The sequence below is a fragment of the Arthrobacter sp. efr-133-R2A-120 genome (assembly GCF_030209835.1).
Lineage (GTDB): Bacteria > Actinomycetota > Actinomycetes > Actinomycetales > Micrococcaceae > Arthrobacter.
The window spans coordinates 79,133-94,073 of record NZ_JARVRF010000013.1; the positions used below are offsets into that span (position 1 = coordinate 79,133).

Genomic DNA, 14,941 nt, shown 5'->3' on the forward strand with positions numbered 1-14,941 from the left:
ATGCCCCTGCACGGAGAAGCCCTGGCGGCGAGGGCGCAGGAACTTGCGGAACGCCGGGAACCGTTTGTGCGTGCCACGGTAGTGCGCGCGCAGCACCCAACGAGCGCCCACGCCGGGGACACCGCCCTGGTGCTGGCCAACGGGGAAATCGACGGATTCCTCGGCGGCACGTGCGTCGAGGCTTCCGTGCGCGAATACGGCCTGCAGACGCTGACCAAGCACGAACCGTTGTTGCTCCGTGTTGTCCCCGGCGAACCGTCCCGCACCCGCGAGGAGGGCGCCGTCGAGGTTTCAAACCCCTGCCTCAGCGGTGGCGCGGTGGAGATCTTCCTCGAGCCGCAGATGCCCGCGCCCCGGGTGGTGGTGGTCGGCGCGACGCCCGTTGCACAGGCGTTGGGGGCCTTGGGTGCCATCCTCGACCTGGACATGGAACTCAGCGACGGAACCGCCGCGGAGCCGCGGGCCGACGACGCCGCCCTCATCGTCGCGTCGCAGGGCCGGGACGAGGAGCCCGCGTTGGAGGCCGCACTCCGGCTAGGGGTGCCGTACGTCGCCCTGGTTGCCAGCCGCACGCGCGGCGCCGCCGTCCTGGCCTCACTCGACGTCGACGACGGCCAGCGTGCGCGCGTGCACAGCCCGGCCGGGCTGCTGCTGGGCGGCCGGACGCCTGCTGAGATTGCGCTGTCGATTCTGGCCGAGCTCGTGTCCGTGCGCCACCTCGGCGCGGCTGGAGAGACTACGGCGGCGGAGGCTGCGACGCCGGATCCGGTGCCGGCGAGCGCCAAACCCGCGAGCGCCGAACCCGCGAGCGCCGTGGACCCCGTCTGCGGCATGAGCGTCGCGGCTGTGGAGTCGACGCTGCATGCCGAGTATGGCGGAGCGACGTACTACTTCTGTTCCCCTGGATGCAGGAGGGCCTTCCTCGCCGATCCGGAACGCTATGCCACTGCGTCCTGAGTCCGGGGCTGCCGGGCCGGTGCGGGCGGGAGCGGAAGACGAGGTGCGGCGTCTTGTACCGGACGTTTCCTCCCTCATGTCCGCGCTCGACGACGGCGACTACCTCGCCGACGTCGGACTGGGGACCGCATTGTTCCTGTCTGTCCGCTTGCCGCAACCCATCCTGCTGGAGGGTGAGGCCGGCGTCGGGAAGACCGAGGCGGCGAAGGCGCTGGCGAGGGTGCTCGACACTCCCCTGTATCGCTTGCAGTGCTACGAGGGTATCGATGTGGGCGAGGCCCTGTACGAGTGGAACCATCAACGCCAGCTTCTTGGCATCCGCTTGGCGGAGGTCCGGGATGTCCGTGTGGAGGAGGCCGATCTCTTCGGGGAACAGTATTTGCTGCGCCGACCGCTGCTGAAGGCGATCGAGCATCCCGGCCCGCGTCCGGCGGTCCTGCTGCTGGATGAGATCGACCGGGCGGACGCGGAGTTCGAGGCCTTCACTTTCGAGCTGCTGGCCGAGGCCGCGGTGACGATCCCGGAGCTGGGCACTATCCGGGCGACGCATCCGCCCGTCGTCGTCCTGACCTCGAACCGGACCAGGGACCTGCATGACGCACTGACCCGGCGCTGCCTGTACCACTGGATTGACTACCCACGGCCCGAGCGCATCGCCGCGATCGTTCGCCGCAGGGTTCCCGCGAGCGCCGAGCCGCTAGCCCTGGATGCCGCGGCGGCTATCACGAGGCTGCGGTCCCTGGACATGGCCAAACCCCCGGGGATCGCGGAGGCAATCGACTGGGTGTCCGCGCTGACGGTGCTCGGCGTGGACCGGCTGGATCCGGCTGCGGTGAAACAGACCTGGGGTTCTGTCCTGAAGAATCGCGACGACTTGGACATTGCGTGGGCCCGGGGTCCGGCGTGGGTGGCCGGCGGCAATGACTGAACACGCGCTCGGGGATGGCCTGGCCGACGTCGATGCTGCGGCTTTGGCGGTCGCGTTCAGCACGGCCCTGCGCCGTGCAGGGCTGCCGAACTCCCCGGACCGCGCTGCCTGGCTGGCCCAGGCGCTCCGGATCGTTCCTCCTACTTCCCGTGAGCCGTTGTACTGGACGTGCCGGGTGGCGCTCGTCTTCTCGCATGAACAACTGCCGGTATTCGATGCCGTCTTCTCAGCGGCATTTGACGGGACGGCCGCATTTGACGGAATGGCCGATCCGGCAGACACCCGCGGTGATGCCAACAGCCCACCGGCAATCGGCGCGACAGAGCACACCCGGGCAGCTCCGAGCGAACGACGACCGGCTCATGCTGCCGGCCAGCTCCCGGCGTCGCGGGCACCTGTCGCCCTCCCCGGCATAGAGAGCGACGGCGACGAATCCAACGCTCCCGGGTTCGAGGCTATCCTGGCCATGGCCTCCGCTGACGAGCACCTGCACGAGAAGTCCTTCGCCGAGCTCACCCCCGAAGAGACCGCCCGGGTGCGTCAGCTGGTGCGGCGCATCGTGCTCGCTACACCGGAGCGCCGAAGCCGCCGGACACGCCAGTGGGCGCACAGCGGCGCAAAGCTCGACCTCCGCCGCACCATCCGCGCGGCCCGGCGCACCGGCGGCGACGCAAGCACCTTGGTCTATGCCCGCCGTCGTCCCCGTCCGCGCCGCTTGGTGTTCCTATGCGATGTATCCGGCTCCATGGAACCGTACACGCAGGTCTTCCTGTCCCTGCTGCAGGGAGCGGTGGCGGGCGCCCAGGCCGAGGCGTTCGTGTTTTCCACCCGGCTGACCCGGCTGACCCGGCAGCTTTCGAACCGGAATGCACACGAAGCCCTCGCTCTTGGAGCCGCAGCCGCCCCGGACTGGGCAGGTGGCACACGGCTCGCGGAGAGCCTCCGGCACTTCATCGACGGTCATGGGCGCCGTGGGCTGGCCCGGGGCGCGGTCATTGTGGTGCTCTCCGACGGCTGGGCCCAGGATGCGCCGGAATTGGTGGGCGCCCAGATGGCGCGGTTGCGGCGCCTTGCGTACCGGATCGTCTGGGTCAATCCGAGGAAGGCCGGCACGGACTACCAACCGTTGGCAGGCGGTATGGCAGCCGCGCTGCCGTACTGTGACGCCTTCGTCAGCGGGCACAACTACGCGGCTTTGGCGGATGCCGCATCCGCCATTCGCGCGGAGCGGTCCCGCCCGGCGCGAATGGCGGGCAGTGCCACCGGACAGGACAGGGAGGAAGGGAATGACTGAAACAGCCATCGAGCTCATAGGTGTGACCAAGCGGTTCGGCTCCCTCACCGCCGTCGACGACCTCAGCCTGCAGGTGGAGCGTGGGGAGATTTTCGGCCTTCTCGGGCCCAATGGCTCAGGCAAAACGACCATCATCAACATGATCAGCGGCCTCAGCCGCCCGAGTTCCGGCGGGGTCAGGGTTCTACGCATCGACCTGCTGAAGGATCCACGCGGGATCCGGCGTTCGCTCGGGACAGTACCGCAGGAGAACGCCCTGTACGAGGAGCTCACAGCGGAGGCCAACCTCCGGTTTCATGCCGATCTCTTCGACGTGCCCAAGCATGGTCTTGATAAGAAGATCACCTCCCTGCTCGAATTGGCGCAACTGGAGGAGCGCCGGAAGAGCCGCGTCGCCACGTTCTCCGGCGGCATGAAGCGAAGGCTGGCGTTGGTCCGGGCCATGCTTCACGAACCGGAGCTGCTCTATTTCGACGAACCGACCCTCGGAGTCGACGTGCAGAGCAGGCATGCCCTCTGGGACCGGATCCTCGAACTCAAGGAGCGCGGCACCACGGTTCTCATCACCAGCAACTACCTCGAGGAAGCGAACGCCCTGTGCGATCGCCTGGCCATCATCGACCGCGGACGGCTGGTGGCGCTCGATTCGCCGTCCAAGCTGCGGCGCAGCTTTGGTGACACGGTCGTCGAAATGCGCACACATCCGGCGCCTGGGGAGGACATCGTTCGAAAGGTCCTTGCGCTCCCCGGCGTCGTCTCGGCAGTTACTTCCGACGGCTCGCTGAAGGTCACTGTGGAAGGCGGCTCCGATGTCACCGGCAGGGTGGTGACCGCCGTCGTCGGATCCACGAGCCTGGAGGAGATCCAGAGCCGCGAACCGAGCCTCGACGAGGTCTTCTTGAGCCTGACAGGCAAGGAGCTCCGGGAATGAGCATCCGCCATGACCTTCGTGTGATCCGGGCCGTCGCGGCGACAGACATCCGCCTCACCCTCCGGGAGCCGCTCTTCGCGATCATCGGCGTCCTCATCCCCATCAACTTTTTGCTGCTCTTCCTCCTCTTCGCGATCAGCGGCGGCCAGGCACCGATCGCGGTCGTGATGAATGACCGCGGACCGCTCGCGGAGCGCTTCGTCCAGGCCATGGACGGATCGCATTCGTTCATCATCCACACCGCGAGCCCGGCCGACGCAGAACGCGAGATCCGTTCCGGCAGCATTGTCGCCGTCGTCACCGTGCCACAAGAGTTCGACGCCGCACTCGCCGCCGGAGCGCGAATCGAGATTCCGGTGGAAGTCAACAACTTGAACGTCGACTTCACCAACGACATCCGGCGGGCAGTTCCTTTGTCCATCACGTCCTTCTACGCGGATGCCTTCCCCGACCAGGTGGTAGTGACCGCCCGCGAATCCGACGTCCAAGCCCAAGACACCGGCTACATTCCGTACCTCGCCGTGAGCATCATGGTTGCCGGCCTGATGCTCGCGTCCCAGCTGCAAGGCAGCGTCAATACCGCGCGGGACTACGAGCTCGGGACCATCAAGGAACTCGCTTTGGCGCCTGTGAGCCGTTTGACCATCGGGGTGGGCAAGGTGCTGGGCGCCGCAGTCCTCGCGGCGGCGTCCGCGCTGCTGCTACTCGCCGTCGTGGTCCTCTTTATCGGAGTCCATCCGCTCCATCCCCTCGAAGTATTGGGCTTCGGACTCCTGATACTGGCGGCGTTCCTCGCCCTCGGCGTCCTCGTCGGGACACTCGTCCGTCGGAGGCAGCAGGCAATCCCCCTGTCCATCGCGGCCGTTCTTCCCCTGTTCTTCTTGAGCGGACCGTTCGGGCCGGCGAACTGGCTGGGCGCCATCCCCGGCGGGATCGCCGCGATATCTCCCCTCACGTATGCGATCGCCGCCTTCCAGCACGCCTTCCACGGCTACCAGACGGCTCCGCAAGGCCTGACCGTCGACGCGATCGTGCTGGCAGCCTTCACCTTGGTGGCCGTCGGGTTCGCGGCCTTCGTGTTCGGCCGGCGGGGGGCGAGGCACTGATGGCCGCCGGACGTGCCGTGCTCGCCATAGCGGCGAAAGACATCCTGACCTGGTTCCGCACGCCGTCGGCGATTCTGGCCAGCCTCCTGCCTCCCGTTGCATTCCTGCTGATCATCTTCGTGGTGGCCGGGGCGGTCGGACGGAACCCGGTCGCGCTGGTGGTCGAGGATAGCGGGCCGCAGGCGCAGCGACTCGTCTCGATCCTTGAGGACTCTGACGCGTTCCGCGTCCAGCGGGCGACTCCCGTTGAGGCCACCCATCTGCTGGACACGCTCCAAGTCGCGGCGGTCATCACCGTACCCGCCGCGTTCGACGACGACTACCGGGCACAGCGGCCCGACCCCGTCAGCGTGCAGATCAACAACCTGAACCTCGACTTCACCAACGATCTGCGCCGCTCAGTTCCGGCTGCCATTACCAACTTTTATGCGGGCCAGCCGGACACGCCGATCATGGTTGGCGTCGCCGAATCGGACCTGAGGCCGCACGACGTCGGCCTGGTCCAGTTCCAGCTCGTGCCGATCCTGGTGCTCCTGCTCACGATCATGGGGATCGTCAACGGCGGATTGGCCGCCGCCCGTGAGTTCGAAGACCTGACCATCAAGGCACTGTTGCTTTCGCCCATCGGCCGCGGCTCGCTCATCGCCGGAAAGATCCTGGCGTGCTGGGTGACAACAATGCTCGTGGCGGCGGTGGTGCTGCTCTTGTCGTTCGCTTTTGGGGTCCTCCGGCCTGCCGGCTGGTATTGGTTTCCGGCGCTGGCCGCGATCGGACTGATCGCGCTAGCGGCCGCTGGGTTGGGGACTGCCTTGGGAGGTGCGCTGCGGCGCTTCTCGGCGGTTGCCGGGGCCGGCATCAACCTGTCGATCTACCTGTTCTTCCTCAGCGGGGGAATCAGTGTTGCGGCGTTCTTGCCGGATTGGATCCAGGCCATAGCGCATTTCACACCAACTTTTTACGGCGTGGATGCCTTGGAGGCCGCGATCTTCTACCAATCGACCGACAACCTGGGCCGGGACCTCGCGGTGCTGGGGGTGACTGCCGCAGCCGGGCTCGTTTTGGGGACCGTGTCCCTTCGGCGGCGGCTCGTCGCGTACTAACCTCCGATGGCGCCTCCGTTCCCTTGACCTTTGGTACGAAGCTAAGGATGGAAGAGAAAATGCAATTCTTTTTACGGCCGACACCGGTAGAAGCCGTACCCCGGCTAGCCGCGGCCCTCGGCATCCCAGGAGACCGGTTGGTCTTCAAACGCGATGACCTGATGGGCCTTGCCGGCGGTGGCAACAAGGTGCGTAAGCTCGAAATCCTCATGGCGGACGCTGTAAAGCAGGGTGCGCGCGTCCTGGTGACCACAGGCGCTCAGCAAAGCAATCATGCGCGGCTCACGGCTGCCGCAGGAGCCCGCCTTGGAATGCAGGTGATACTAGTGCTTTCAGGGGAACGCCCGGAGAAACTCACTGGCAACCTCCTGCTCGATCACATCTTGGGCGCTGAGCTTGTATTCGCCGGGACCTCGGACACCGAAGGCATCGCCGCTGAGTTGGCGGGTGCACGCGACGCGTTCCGGATACCTTTCGGCGGAACGAACGCGCTTAGCGCGGAGGCGTATCGGGAAGCGGGAATGGAGCTACTCGAGCAGGTGCCTGATCTGGGGAGCGTCACCGTGGCAGTAGGCTCCGGCGGGACGATGGCTGGCCTCGTCACAGCGATTGGGGCGGAGCGCGTACTCGGTGTTGACTCCGGAGCTCTCAAAGATGCGCGATCCGCCGTCGCACGCCTCCTCGACGAGATGGGCTTTGCCAGCGGCGCGCTTCGCATTGATGGGGAGCAGGTCGGCGCCGGATACGGATACCTCACCGAGGCGGCACGGGAAGCGATAGATCTGACCGCCCGGATGGAAGGCATTATCCTCGACCCGACGTACACCGGGCGTGCTATGGCCGGCCTAATCAGCGCGGCACGCCACGATCGCCTACCAGAGGGCACGGCAGTATTTCTCCATACAGGCGGGCTGCCAGGTCTTTTCGGCCACGAGCAAATCCACTCCTAGGGGTGCGGAACGCTTCACGCTTGCTTTTCAGTGCTTGGGGGCCAGTGGGTTTCGGTCGGGGGGATTCGCCACCTAGCCGCCGAGGCACCGTCGATCAACGTTCGGATCGCGCCCGCGACGATAGGCCGCGTGTCATCCGCGCGGTGCAGCAGATCCCATGCCCACAGCGGTACCGGGGACGTGACAGGCCGGCGGGTCAACGTGGGCGGCATCGGCGCCGCATGGCGTTTGGGCGACTGCAGCACTGGCCGCCTCAAACGAGCCACATGCTCGAAGAATGCCGGGCCAGTAATGCCACCGTCGTCGATGTGTGTGACGGACGCCCCGCTGGCCTTCGCGAAGGCCAACGCATAGCGGTTCCACGAGTCCCAGGACGCTTCGTCAACATCGACGAGAACCGTGAGCTCGGCTGCTGGCACGCTGTCGTGACGGGTCGAGTGGTGGGTGCCTGGCATGACCGCCTGCAGTCGCTCGTACTTTAGGAGCTCGGCCACCAGGTTCTGCCGCACGACGTCGGCGTTCTCAATCCACGCGATGGCGAGGTCGAGGCTGCCTTCGGCCACCCGTGCCGCTTGGGTATGGGATGGCAGGACCCACTCGTCGATACGGACCCGAAGGGTGGGCGTTGTCGCGATCCCTGGGGGAAGCCAACTGACATAGCCCAGCCGCAGCGGCAACTGTCGGTCGCCGTTGCGAGCCCGATCGAACGCTCGTGCGGCAGCGGCCAAGACCTCGCGGGCATCAGTCAGGAACTCGCTGCCGGCGGGCGTCAACTCGACATGCCTGCGATCGCGGATGAGCAGACTCGTCCCAAGCTCGCGCTCGAGGTTGATGATTTGCTGAGAGAGCGACGGCCCGGCAATGTGAAGCCGCTCCGCGGCTCGACCGAAATGCAGCTCCTCGGCGACAGCGACGAAGTAGGTGAGCTGCCGCAGTTCCACGAGATCGATTGTACGCCGCGATGACCGGTGGGAGGCGGGGCCTACCAGTGTTCGGATACAAGTCGTGGACCGCAGCCGTGCACTCGGGTTGACTCAGAGAAGGGGCACCCGCCCGGAGACCAACAAACACAGAAAGCGACAGTTAGCCATGAGTGCAGGCATCCCGATGAAGCTCGAGGTCCAGGTCATCGCGGTATCGGACCCGGACCGATCCAAGAAGTTTTACGCACAACTGGGTTGGCGCCTCGACGAAGACGCCGCCCCCATGGAAGGGTTGCGCATTGTCCAGTTCACCCCGCCGGGCTCGGGAACCTCGGTCGACTTCGGCCTTGGTCTCAACCCGGCCAAGCCGGGCTCAGCCGTGAACACACTCGTCGTTTCCGACATTGAAGCTGCCCACCACGAACTCGTCGGGCGTGACATCGAGGTGACTGACATCTGGCACGGTCCCCCGTTCCCGGTTGAGGCGCGGCAGCCCGGCGTCGACCCCGAACGCACCAGTTACGGGTCCTTCTGCTCTTTCGAAGACCCCGACGGCAATCTGTGGATCGTCCAGGAAGTCACCGATCGCCTCCCGGGCCGCATCTAACTCGACCCGGAAAAGATGCCTCGCGGGACTAGATCACGCAACAAACTCGCGCAGATGGGCCACCTCCTGCGATTGTGGCGGCCGCCCACAGAGCCGGGCGAGTGGCGCACTCTCGGCCTCTGAAGCGCCGACACCGAAGCCGATCTCAAGGAAATCCTTGCCTCGCTCCCGTTGCACGTGTGGATGACCGCGGAGATCACGCCACTGAATCCACACCCGAACGTTCCTGTGCCGGCGAAGGCCTGACCATCTACGAGCCATCCACGCCTAGACTCTGCTTCGACGTCCTCTGAATAGGCCGAAGATCAGCAACACGATGACGGCTCCCAGGATGGACAGCAGCCAGGTCCTGAGATCGAAGAAGTTTCCGAGTCCGCCCCCGAAGGCGAGGGAACCGATCCAACCACCAAGAAATGCCCCGACGACCCCCAGGAGAAGAGTAAGCAGCAAGCCGCCGCCCTGTCTTCCAGGAAGAATGGCCTTTGCGATGGCGCCCGCAATCAGGCCGAGAAGAAGAAAAGCAAGAATTCCCATGGCGCATCTCCTTTGCAAGCGAAGGCAGCGCCAGTGTGGCGCTTCGCCTCTGAGTTAATCAGCATGCTTACTGGCAGGCAAGGTCCCGCGCTTCCCTATCCCAGGGTGGAGAGGGCCGCCGGGGCACACTCAATCCTGACCTGGGTCTCGGCATCAACGGATTTCACTTCGCCGTCGATCTGATATGCCAGGGGCTTGACGGTGGTGAACGAGTAGCTACTCACGCTGGGCTGGTCCCCCAGGCCCTTCGTAGCGGCCCGCAGCGCCGTCAAGAGGACCCTCCACTTTGGCTTGTGGGCAAAGGCGATCACTTCGAATTTTCCGTCAGAGAGCTTGTCGTCGGCGTCGCTGAGCGTCGCGTACTTCGCCATCTCCGGAATATTGGCGAGCACGAGACTGTCGAAGCTGCGGCGCTTGCCGTCGGCCTGTTGTATCTCGAAGGGCTCGAACTTTGAGAAGGTGCGCATCACGGAGACCAATTCTTTCAGGGCTCCCTTGCCGCCCTTTTCCAAGTCCTTAGCCACCACCGGCGTCAGCCCGAAGCCGACATAGGAGTGCGCGTACTCCCCGGGCAAGTCCGATCCCTTGCCCGTGTGCACCCGGAGCAAGTCAATGCTTCGCACCCTGCCCGCGGCGATTGCTTCTCCCAGCGGCTTGGTGCCGGTGGTCCGCCGGTGATCATTGGCATTCCCCGCCCCCAGCACCGCGCACACAGCCCTGGGATTGCCACCTTGCATCACGCCGTTGACAACCTCGTTGTAGCCGCCGTCACCACTGACTGACACAACCAGCACGTGCCCGCCACCGCTGACAGCGTCCCGTGCCAGCTCGACTGCATGGCCGGCGTGGCCGGTCGGCTGGAGCCTGATGTCCACCGGGTAGCTGAGAAGATCCTCCAGCTCGTTGTGGAGACCCTCGGCCAGCCTGCGTGCATCCCCCGTGCTGTTGGGATTGAAAATAATGACTATCGATTCAAAGGTCCGTGCAGAAGTCATTGCCGCTCCGATATTCGCTCGTGATGACTTCGGTAAGTGTACTTACAATCTTCTCTTGCACCCTAAGGGATCGGGACCCCGGCTACTTTGCTGAACGGAACAACCAGCAAGGCCCGGTAGACTTTCGTGCCATCCTCTCCCCCTTCCGGGGGTAACCGCGCGGGACGAGAAGCAAAGGCAGACCGATGGAAACTCCAACACCACCGACCCCGCCTCGGCGTCCGCAGCCCGGAAGACCTCCTTCAGCGGGCCGCCCTGATCCTGCCCGGGGCAGGGTCGTCAGCTACCCGTTGCCAGTCCCCTTGGAGCCGCAAGAGCCGGATCAGGCCCAGCCGCCGTTTCCCTCAGGCGGTAAGAATGCTAAGCGATCCAAGCGGAAGTGGCGGCGCAAGCTCCTCCTGGCGCTGATCACCCCGCTGGTTCTGGTCCAAATCATCGCCTTCATGTTCAGCATGGGCGTGACCCCGCCACGCACCGCCTACATGCTGGAGGCGGGCGAGCCCAACGTCTACCAGTTCGTCTCGATCAACCACATGAGCCGCCACCTGCTGGCCGCGACCATCGCCCATGAAGACGAACAGCTCGGAACACGCAGCGGGGCCTTCGATCTTGGCGACCTCCAGGCGAGGGCACAGGCGTATTTCCAGGGAAAGCCGGACCCCAGCGGTTCCACCATCCCCCAGCAGCTGGTCAAGAACATCTTCCTCTGGGACGACCAGAACGCCGTCCGCAAGGGAATCGAAGCCGTCCTGGCGACCCAGTTCAGCTACACGTTGAGCCCCCAACGCACCTTGGAGCTCTACCTGAACTATGCCCAGTTCGGCCCCCATCTCTACGGCGTCTGCGCCGCCAGTTGGTACTACTTCGGAACGCCGCCGTGGAACATGTCCGATTACCAGTCGGCCCAGCTGATGGGCGTCCTTCCATTGCCGGATCTCGTCAAGCGGGACCCCAACGGAGGCATCTACCTCGGCGCAGGTGTCAACCCTGCCGTGTGGAACCTCGTGAACGGCGCCGCGAACGTCTGGGTCCCCCGGCAGCTCGTTGGCCTGGGCGGCTGGCAGGGGGCCGTTGCGACGGTCGGCATCACCGATACTGCCGACAGCCATGCCGACCAGCGCTCCGACAACGATGCGTGCTCGACCATGCCCCAAAGCGTGAAGGACCGGATCCAAAGCGAAGCAGGCTAGGGCCACCCGGACCGCGGCCGGCGTCGTATCCGCGAAATCCAGGACGGACGGCAGGGTCCAGGCTCAGCCGCGCGGTGCCGGCAAGTCCAGGTTCCAGTGGCGCGAGACCATCAGCAGCCAGTCGACGTCGTCTTCGTGGCCGGCGCCGCCGGGTCCTGGTGTGATGAAGAAACGGGAGACGACGCGCTGCGAGCCTTCAGCGTCTCCGTAGAGGACATCAACGGTGAAGCCTTCGCCGGCCGCTCCCGCTGTGGCGTTGCGGAAGTCGGCAGACTCCGGGTCCCGGATCGCGACCTGGCAGAATCCGGCGTCGTTGGCCGGCACGTAGATGTCCCGGGTCAGCCGGTGGAACTCCTCCACGGGCGCCAGCGGAGCCCTGGCGTCCGGTGGCAGGTGCCAGCCGTGCAGGACCGCCACTCCCGCACCGGCATTTCGGACAGACATCAACAGGTACACAGTGTTGTCGCTGATCTCGAGCGTGGCATGGCCACCGCGCACTACCATCCACTTGCCTTCCATGAACCGCACTTTCTGCGGGGCGTCAGACCAGTTCGAGGGCAGCAGGATAGGCCGCAATCCATTCAGGAGCGCGCGCTCCGCGAGCCGCGCCGACCGGTTCGCCGAGCGCGTCGAAATGAAGGTCGCGACGGCGAGAACAGTCGTGCCGAGAGCGGTGCCGAGATTGGAAATCAGAACCCAGTCGACCATAAGCCACATTCAACGCCTGTCCTGCCTCGTGGGCAATGGACCTCGGGCCCTGCAGTATGGCGTCGGACCCGGCGCCCGGAGTTACCGGCCGCCCTCGATCTTCCGGCTGCGCTGGTTCTCCGCCATCGGACCGTACGGATAGACGCCGACGCGCGGTTGGCTGGCCTCGGTGAGCCGCCCGGTTTCCTCGGGGCTGAGTTCCAGGTCGGCCGCGGCGAGGTTGTCCGCTAGCTGTTCCGTGGTGCGGGCGCCGAGGATCACGGAGGTCACGGCGGGCCGGTCCGCCAACCACGCGAGTGCAACCTGGGAGGCACTGACGCCATGATCCGCTGCGATCTTTTCCACCGTTCCGATGACGTCCCACGTGCGGGGATCATCGTTGCGGGCCTGCCACGCCTCCATCCCGCGTTCCGGGTTCTCACCCAGGCGGGTGGCACCCGTGGGCGGCACGTCGCGCTTGTACTTGCCGGAGAGCCAACCGCCACCCAGGGGAGACCACGGCAGCAGCCCGATTCCAGCGTCCAGGGAAGCCGGAACGATCTCCGATTCAATCTCACGGACCAGCAGGCTGTACTGCGGCTGCAGGGTCACCGGCGCGCTCCAGCCAAACGCCTTGGCAATGTGGACAGCTTTGGTCAACTGCCACCCCAGGAAGTTGGAAAACCCGTAGTAGCCGATCTTGCCGCTGCTGACGGAGTCGTGCAGGAAGCGCAGCGTCTCCTCCAAAGGCGTAATGGGGTCCCACGCGTGCATTTGGTACACGTCGATCTGCTCCACTCCCAAGCGGCGCAGCGAATCGTCCAACGCCCGCGTGAGGTGGCGTCGGGAGGTGCCGACGTCGTTCGGAGCCGCGCCCATGGGGAAGCGGCCCTTCGTGGCCAGCACTACGCGGTCCCGCGCATCGGGCCGTTCGGCCAGCCAGCGGCCGATGATCTCCTCCGATACCCCCGTGCTGTAAACATCGGCGGTGTCAATGAAGTTGCCGCCGGCAGCAACGTAGCTGTCCAGGATGGCGCGGGACGTTTCCTCGGTGGCCTCGGCCCCGAATGTCATGGTTCCCAGCGCGTAGTTCGAAACCACGGCGCCGCTGTTGCCCAAAGTGCGGTATTGCATGATGTTCCTCAATCCTCGGTGGGGGTAGTACGGTTCGGGTGGTAGCTGCGCCACGTGTATTCGGGGTCGAAGCCCAGCAATCGCCTGGCCTTGTCGATGGAGAGCATGGTCTCGTGCTCTCCCAATTCCTTGATCACCTTGACGCCGGGGAATACCTCCGCAGCCAGGCTGGCACTGGACCGGCTCATGACCGTATCCGCGTTTGCGATGATGAATGCTTCGAACCCGGGTTTGCCGTTTTCAAGGGCCCGCGCCACAGCCTGCGCGCCGTCGCGTCCATCGATGTAACCCCACAGGTTCCACTTGCGCAGCCTGGCGTCGGAGTCGAAGGACGGAAACTGTTCGTAATCCGACACGTCCATGACGTTGGAGAACCGCAGCCCCACGATGCTCAGCTCGGGGTCCCAACGCGTGAACTCGATGGCCATCTGCTCTTCCAAATGCTTCACCAGCGAGTAGGTGCTTTCCGGCCGGGCCGGGTACTCCTCATCCACGGGGATATAGGGAGGGTCGACGTCGAACGGCAGGCCCAGCACCGTCTCACTTGAGGCGTAGACAACCTTCTTGATGCCGGCCCGTCGGGCCGCTTGGAACACGTTGTACGTCGACAGCATATTGTTCCCGAACGTCGCGGCATCCGGGACGATTCCGGGTGCGGGAATGGCCCCCAGATGCACCACGGCATCGAAGCCGCTATGCCGGTCGTCCAGCCCCAGGAACACATCCAGCACCTGACCATAGTCACGCAGGTCAACGATCGCCAGACCCGGGCTCCTTTCGCCCGCACGGTCCAGGTTCAACACCTGGTGCCCGTCCCCGCTGAGCCGGCGCACAACATGCCGGCCCAGTTTTCCGCTTCCACCCGTCACTGCGATTCTCATCGGTACTCCCTCGATATAGATCGGCCGTTCCGAATCGACACTAGGGCAGAAACCGGCTCCGGCGCGTGGCCCTCCCGGTCCTAGGACAGCCAGACACCCGCTCCCACGTGAATGCATCGCCGAATGTATTTTGGCGACACGGCCAACTTTTTCGGCAGTTCACCTTGTGTCCGGGCCGCCGATCATCCAAACTGGCTACAGATCCGCAGGAAGATGCTTCCGCCGATCAAGGCCGCCGGACTCTTCGGCCAGCCACCGCCCCATCACAGAATGCCGGGCAACCCCTCTCGAATCACCGCCTTCCGCCTCCCCGGGTGCGCCCGGCCCCGGAAGCCCGTGACCGCTGAGACCCCGGTACTTCCCGCCGAGAAAGAGACCACGATGATCAAGCGCCACTCGGACGTCGTCCTGGAAATCACCGCCCACGACCCTGACACCATCGAAAACGACCTGAACACCGCCGTCGAAATCGCCCGCGAACACGCCGTCAAGGACCGCCGTCACGGCATCCTCGTCACCCAGCACGGATACACGAGGTACACCGTCGCCATCAGCCGCGACGTTCCCTATGGGCAGACGCTCGAGCGGCGCGAATTGCCGGGGAGCTAACAGACGGGGACCGGAACCGGGCTGCTGAGCTGGCCGGGCCAGCGCGCCCTTGGGCTGCTGAGCTTGCGGGCCTCATCCACCATGACGCGAATCAAAGCAGGTGGGAGGATGGGCG

General features: G+C 65.3%; 16 protein-coding genes and 1 pseudogene. 11 read left to right on the forward strand and 6 right to left on the reverse strand.

Going from position 1 to position 14,941, the window contains the following annotated elements; genetic code table 11:
* Genes QRN52_RS08635 through QRN52_RS08665 form a run of 7 tightly spaced genes read left to right on the forward strand, consistent with a single transcriptional unit; the run spans position 1 to position 7,266 of the window.
* Positions 1–957: an XdhC family protein gene (locus tag QRN52_RS08635; RefSeq protein ID WP_284752321.1), complete on the forward strand. Its 957-nt coding sequence runs from the start codon at positions 1–3 to the stop codon at positions 955–957.
* Entirely contained in the window at positions 941–1,885 is a 945-nt protein-coding gene (locus QRN52_RS08640) for an AAA family ATPase (RefSeq protein WP_284752322.1), read from the forward strand. The genes QRN52_RS08635 and QRN52_RS08640 overlap by 17 nt, the downstream gene beginning before the upstream one ends.
* Positions 1,878–3,179 (forward strand): vWA domain-containing protein, encoded by a 1,302-nt coding sequence (locus QRN52_RS08645; protein ID WP_284752323.1) that lies wholly within the window; start codon positions 1,878–1,880, stop codon positions 3,177–3,179. The genes QRN52_RS08640 and QRN52_RS08645 overlap by 8 nt, the downstream gene beginning before the upstream one ends.
* Positions 3,172–4,110, forward strand: a complete 939-nt coding sequence (locus tag QRN52_RS08650; RefSeq protein WP_284752324.1) for an ABC transporter ATP-binding protein — start codon at positions 3,172–3,174, stop codon at positions 4,108–4,110. The genes QRN52_RS08645 and QRN52_RS08650 overlap by 8 nt, the downstream gene beginning before the upstream one ends.
* On the forward strand, positions 4,107–5,216 hold the full coding sequence (locus QRN52_RS08655) for an ABC transporter permease (RefSeq protein WP_284752325.1): 1,110 nt from the start codon (positions 4,107–4,109) through the stop codon (positions 5,214–5,216). Before QRN52_RS08650 ends, QRN52_RS08655 begins: the two co-directional genes overlap by 4 nt.
* Positions 5,216–6,316 (forward strand): ABC transporter permease, encoded by a 1,101-nt coding sequence (locus QRN52_RS08660; protein ID WP_284752326.1) that lies wholly within the window; start codon positions 5,216–5,218, stop codon positions 6,314–6,316. Before QRN52_RS08655 ends, QRN52_RS08660 begins: the two co-directional genes overlap by 1 nt.
* 59 nt (positions 6,317–6,375) lie before the next feature.
* Positions 6,376–7,266 (forward strand): pyridoxal-phosphate dependent enzyme, encoded by an 891-nt coding sequence (locus QRN52_RS08665; RefSeq protein ID WP_284752327.1) that lies wholly within the window; start codon positions 6,376–6,378, stop codon positions 7,264–7,266.
* Positions 7,267–7,280: 14 nt separating this feature from the next.
* Here the strand turns inward: QRN52_RS08665 and QRN52_RS08670 are convergent, their stop codons facing one another.
* Complete coding sequence (locus tag QRN52_RS08670) at positions 7,281–8,207, reverse strand: LysR family transcriptional regulator (RefSeq protein WP_350225139.1); 927 nt, start codon at positions 8,205–8,207, stop codon at positions 7,281–7,283.
* 148 nt (positions 8,208–8,355) lie between these two features.
* Here QRN52_RS08670 and QRN52_RS08675 point away from each other — a divergent pair, with 148 nt between their 5' ends.
* Positions 8,356–8,796 (forward strand): VOC family protein, encoded by a 441-nt coding sequence (locus QRN52_RS08675; protein ID WP_284752328.1) that lies wholly within the window; start codon positions 8,356–8,358, stop codon positions 8,794–8,796.
* Positions 8,797–8,934: 138 nt separating this feature from the next.
* Positions 8,935–9,042, forward strand: a pseudogene (locus tag QRN52_RS23940) (muconolactone Delta-isomerase family protein); the annotation flags it as partial.
* 21 nt (positions 9,043–9,063) lie between these two features.
* Here the strand turns inward: QRN52_RS23940 and QRN52_RS08680 are convergent.
* Both QRN52_RS08680 and QRN52_RS08685 read right to left on the reverse strand, forming a co-directional pair.
* Complete coding sequence (locus QRN52_RS08680) at positions 9,064–9,330, reverse strand: GlsB/YeaQ/YmgE family stress response membrane protein (protein ID WP_284752329.1); 267 nt, start codon at positions 9,328–9,330, stop codon at positions 9,064–9,066.
* 95 nt (positions 9,331–9,425) lie between these two features.
* Positions 9,426–10,325 carry a diacylglycerol/lipid kinase family protein gene (locus QRN52_RS08685; RefSeq protein WP_284752330.1) on the reverse strand — a complete coding sequence of 300 codons (900 nt, stop codon included), beginning with the start codon at positions 10,323–10,325 and terminating at the stop codon, positions 9,426–9,428.
* 302 nt (positions 10,326–10,627) lie between these two features.
* Between QRN52_RS08685 and QRN52_RS08690 the strand changes: the two genes are divergently transcribed.
* Positions 10,628–11,515: a transglycosylase domain-containing protein gene (locus tag QRN52_RS08690; protein ID WP_284752331.1), complete on the forward strand. Its 888-nt coding sequence runs from the start codon at positions 10,628–10,630 to the stop codon at positions 11,513–11,515.
* A 63-nt stretch (positions 11,516–11,578) separates the two neighbouring features.
* Here QRN52_RS08690 and QRN52_RS08695 read toward each other — a convergent pair whose 3' ends face one another.
* From QRN52_RS08695 to QRN52_RS08705, 3 genes are all read right to left on the reverse strand, one after another.
* Positions 11,579–12,223, reverse strand: coding sequence for a hypothetical protein (locus QRN52_RS08695; protein WP_284752332.1), 645 nt, complete (start codon positions 12,221–12,223; stop codon positions 11,579–11,581).
* Between the two features lie 81 nt (positions 12,224–12,304).
* Positions 12,305–13,336, reverse strand: coding sequence for an aldo/keto reductase (locus QRN52_RS08700; protein ID WP_284752333.1), 1,032 nt, complete (start codon positions 13,334–13,336; stop codon positions 12,305–12,307).
* Positions 13,337–13,344: 8 nt separating this feature from the next.
* Positions 13,345–14,217 (reverse strand): NAD-dependent epimerase/dehydratase family protein, encoded by an 873-nt coding sequence (locus QRN52_RS08705; RefSeq protein ID WP_284752334.1) that lies wholly within the window; start codon positions 14,215–14,217, stop codon positions 13,345–13,347.
* 336 nt (positions 14,218–14,553) lie between these two features.
* On the opposite strand from QRN52_RS08705, the gene QRN52_RS08710 reads away from it, so the two are divergent.
* Positions 14,554–14,826: a hypothetical protein gene (locus QRN52_RS08710; RefSeq protein WP_284752335.1), complete on the forward strand. Its 273-nt coding sequence runs from the start codon at positions 14,554–14,556 to the stop codon at positions 14,824–14,826.
* The last annotated feature ends 115 nt before the right edge of the window (positions 14,827–14,941 follow it).

Bases quoted from the DNA above. Each gene is read 5' to 3' on its own strand.
- QRN52_RS08650 (WP_284752324.1), top strand. From the start codon at position 3,172: ATGACTGAAACAGCCATCGAGCTCATAGGTGTGACCAAGCGGTTCGGC.
- QRN52_RS08655 (WP_284752325.1), top strand. From the start codon at position 4,107: ATGAGCATCCGCCATGACCTTCGTGTGATCCGGGCCGTCGCGGCGACA.
- QRN52_RS08695 (WP_284752332.1), bottom strand. From the start codon at position 12,223: ATGGTCGACTGGGTTCTGATTTCCAATCTCGGCACCGCTCTCGGCACG.
- QRN52_RS08680 (WP_284752329.1), bottom strand. From the start codon at position 9,330: ATGGGAATTCTTGCTTTTCTTCTTCTCGGCCTGATTGCGGGCGCCATC.
- QRN52_RS08705 (WP_284752334.1), bottom strand. From the start codon at position 14,217: ATGAGAATCGCAGTGACGGGTGGAAGCGGAAAACTGGGCCGGCATGTT.
- QRN52_RS08685 (WP_284752330.1), bottom strand. From the start codon at position 10,325: ATGACTTCTGCACGGACCTTTGAATCGATAGTCATTATTTTCAATCCC.
- QRN52_RS08640 (WP_284752322.1), top strand. From the start codon at position 941: ATGCCACTGCGTCCTGAGTCCGGGGCTGCCGGGCCGGTGCGGGCGGGA.
- QRN52_RS08675 (WP_284752328.1), top strand. From the start codon at position 8,356: ATGAGTGCAGGCATCCCGATGAAGCTCGAGGTCCAGGTCATCGCGGTA.
- QRN52_RS08660 (WP_284752326.1), top strand. From the start codon at position 5,216: ATGGCCGCCGGACGTGCCGTGCTCGCCATAGCGGCGAAAGACATCCTG.
- QRN52_RS08665 (WP_284752327.1), top strand. From the start codon at position 6,376: ATGCAATTCTTTTTACGGCCGACACCGGTAGAAGCCGTACCCCGGCTA.
- QRN52_RS08645 (WP_284752323.1), top strand. From the start codon at position 1,878: ATGACTGAACACGCGCTCGGGGATGGCCTGGCCGACGTCGATGCTGCG.
- QRN52_RS08635 (WP_284752321.1), top strand. From the start codon at position 1: ATGCCCCTGCACGGAGAAGCCCTGGCGGCGAGGGCGCAGGAACTTGCG.
- QRN52_RS08700 (WP_284752333.1), bottom strand. From the start codon at position 13,336: ATGCAATACCGCACTTTGGGCAACAGCGGCGCCGTGGTTTCGAACTAC.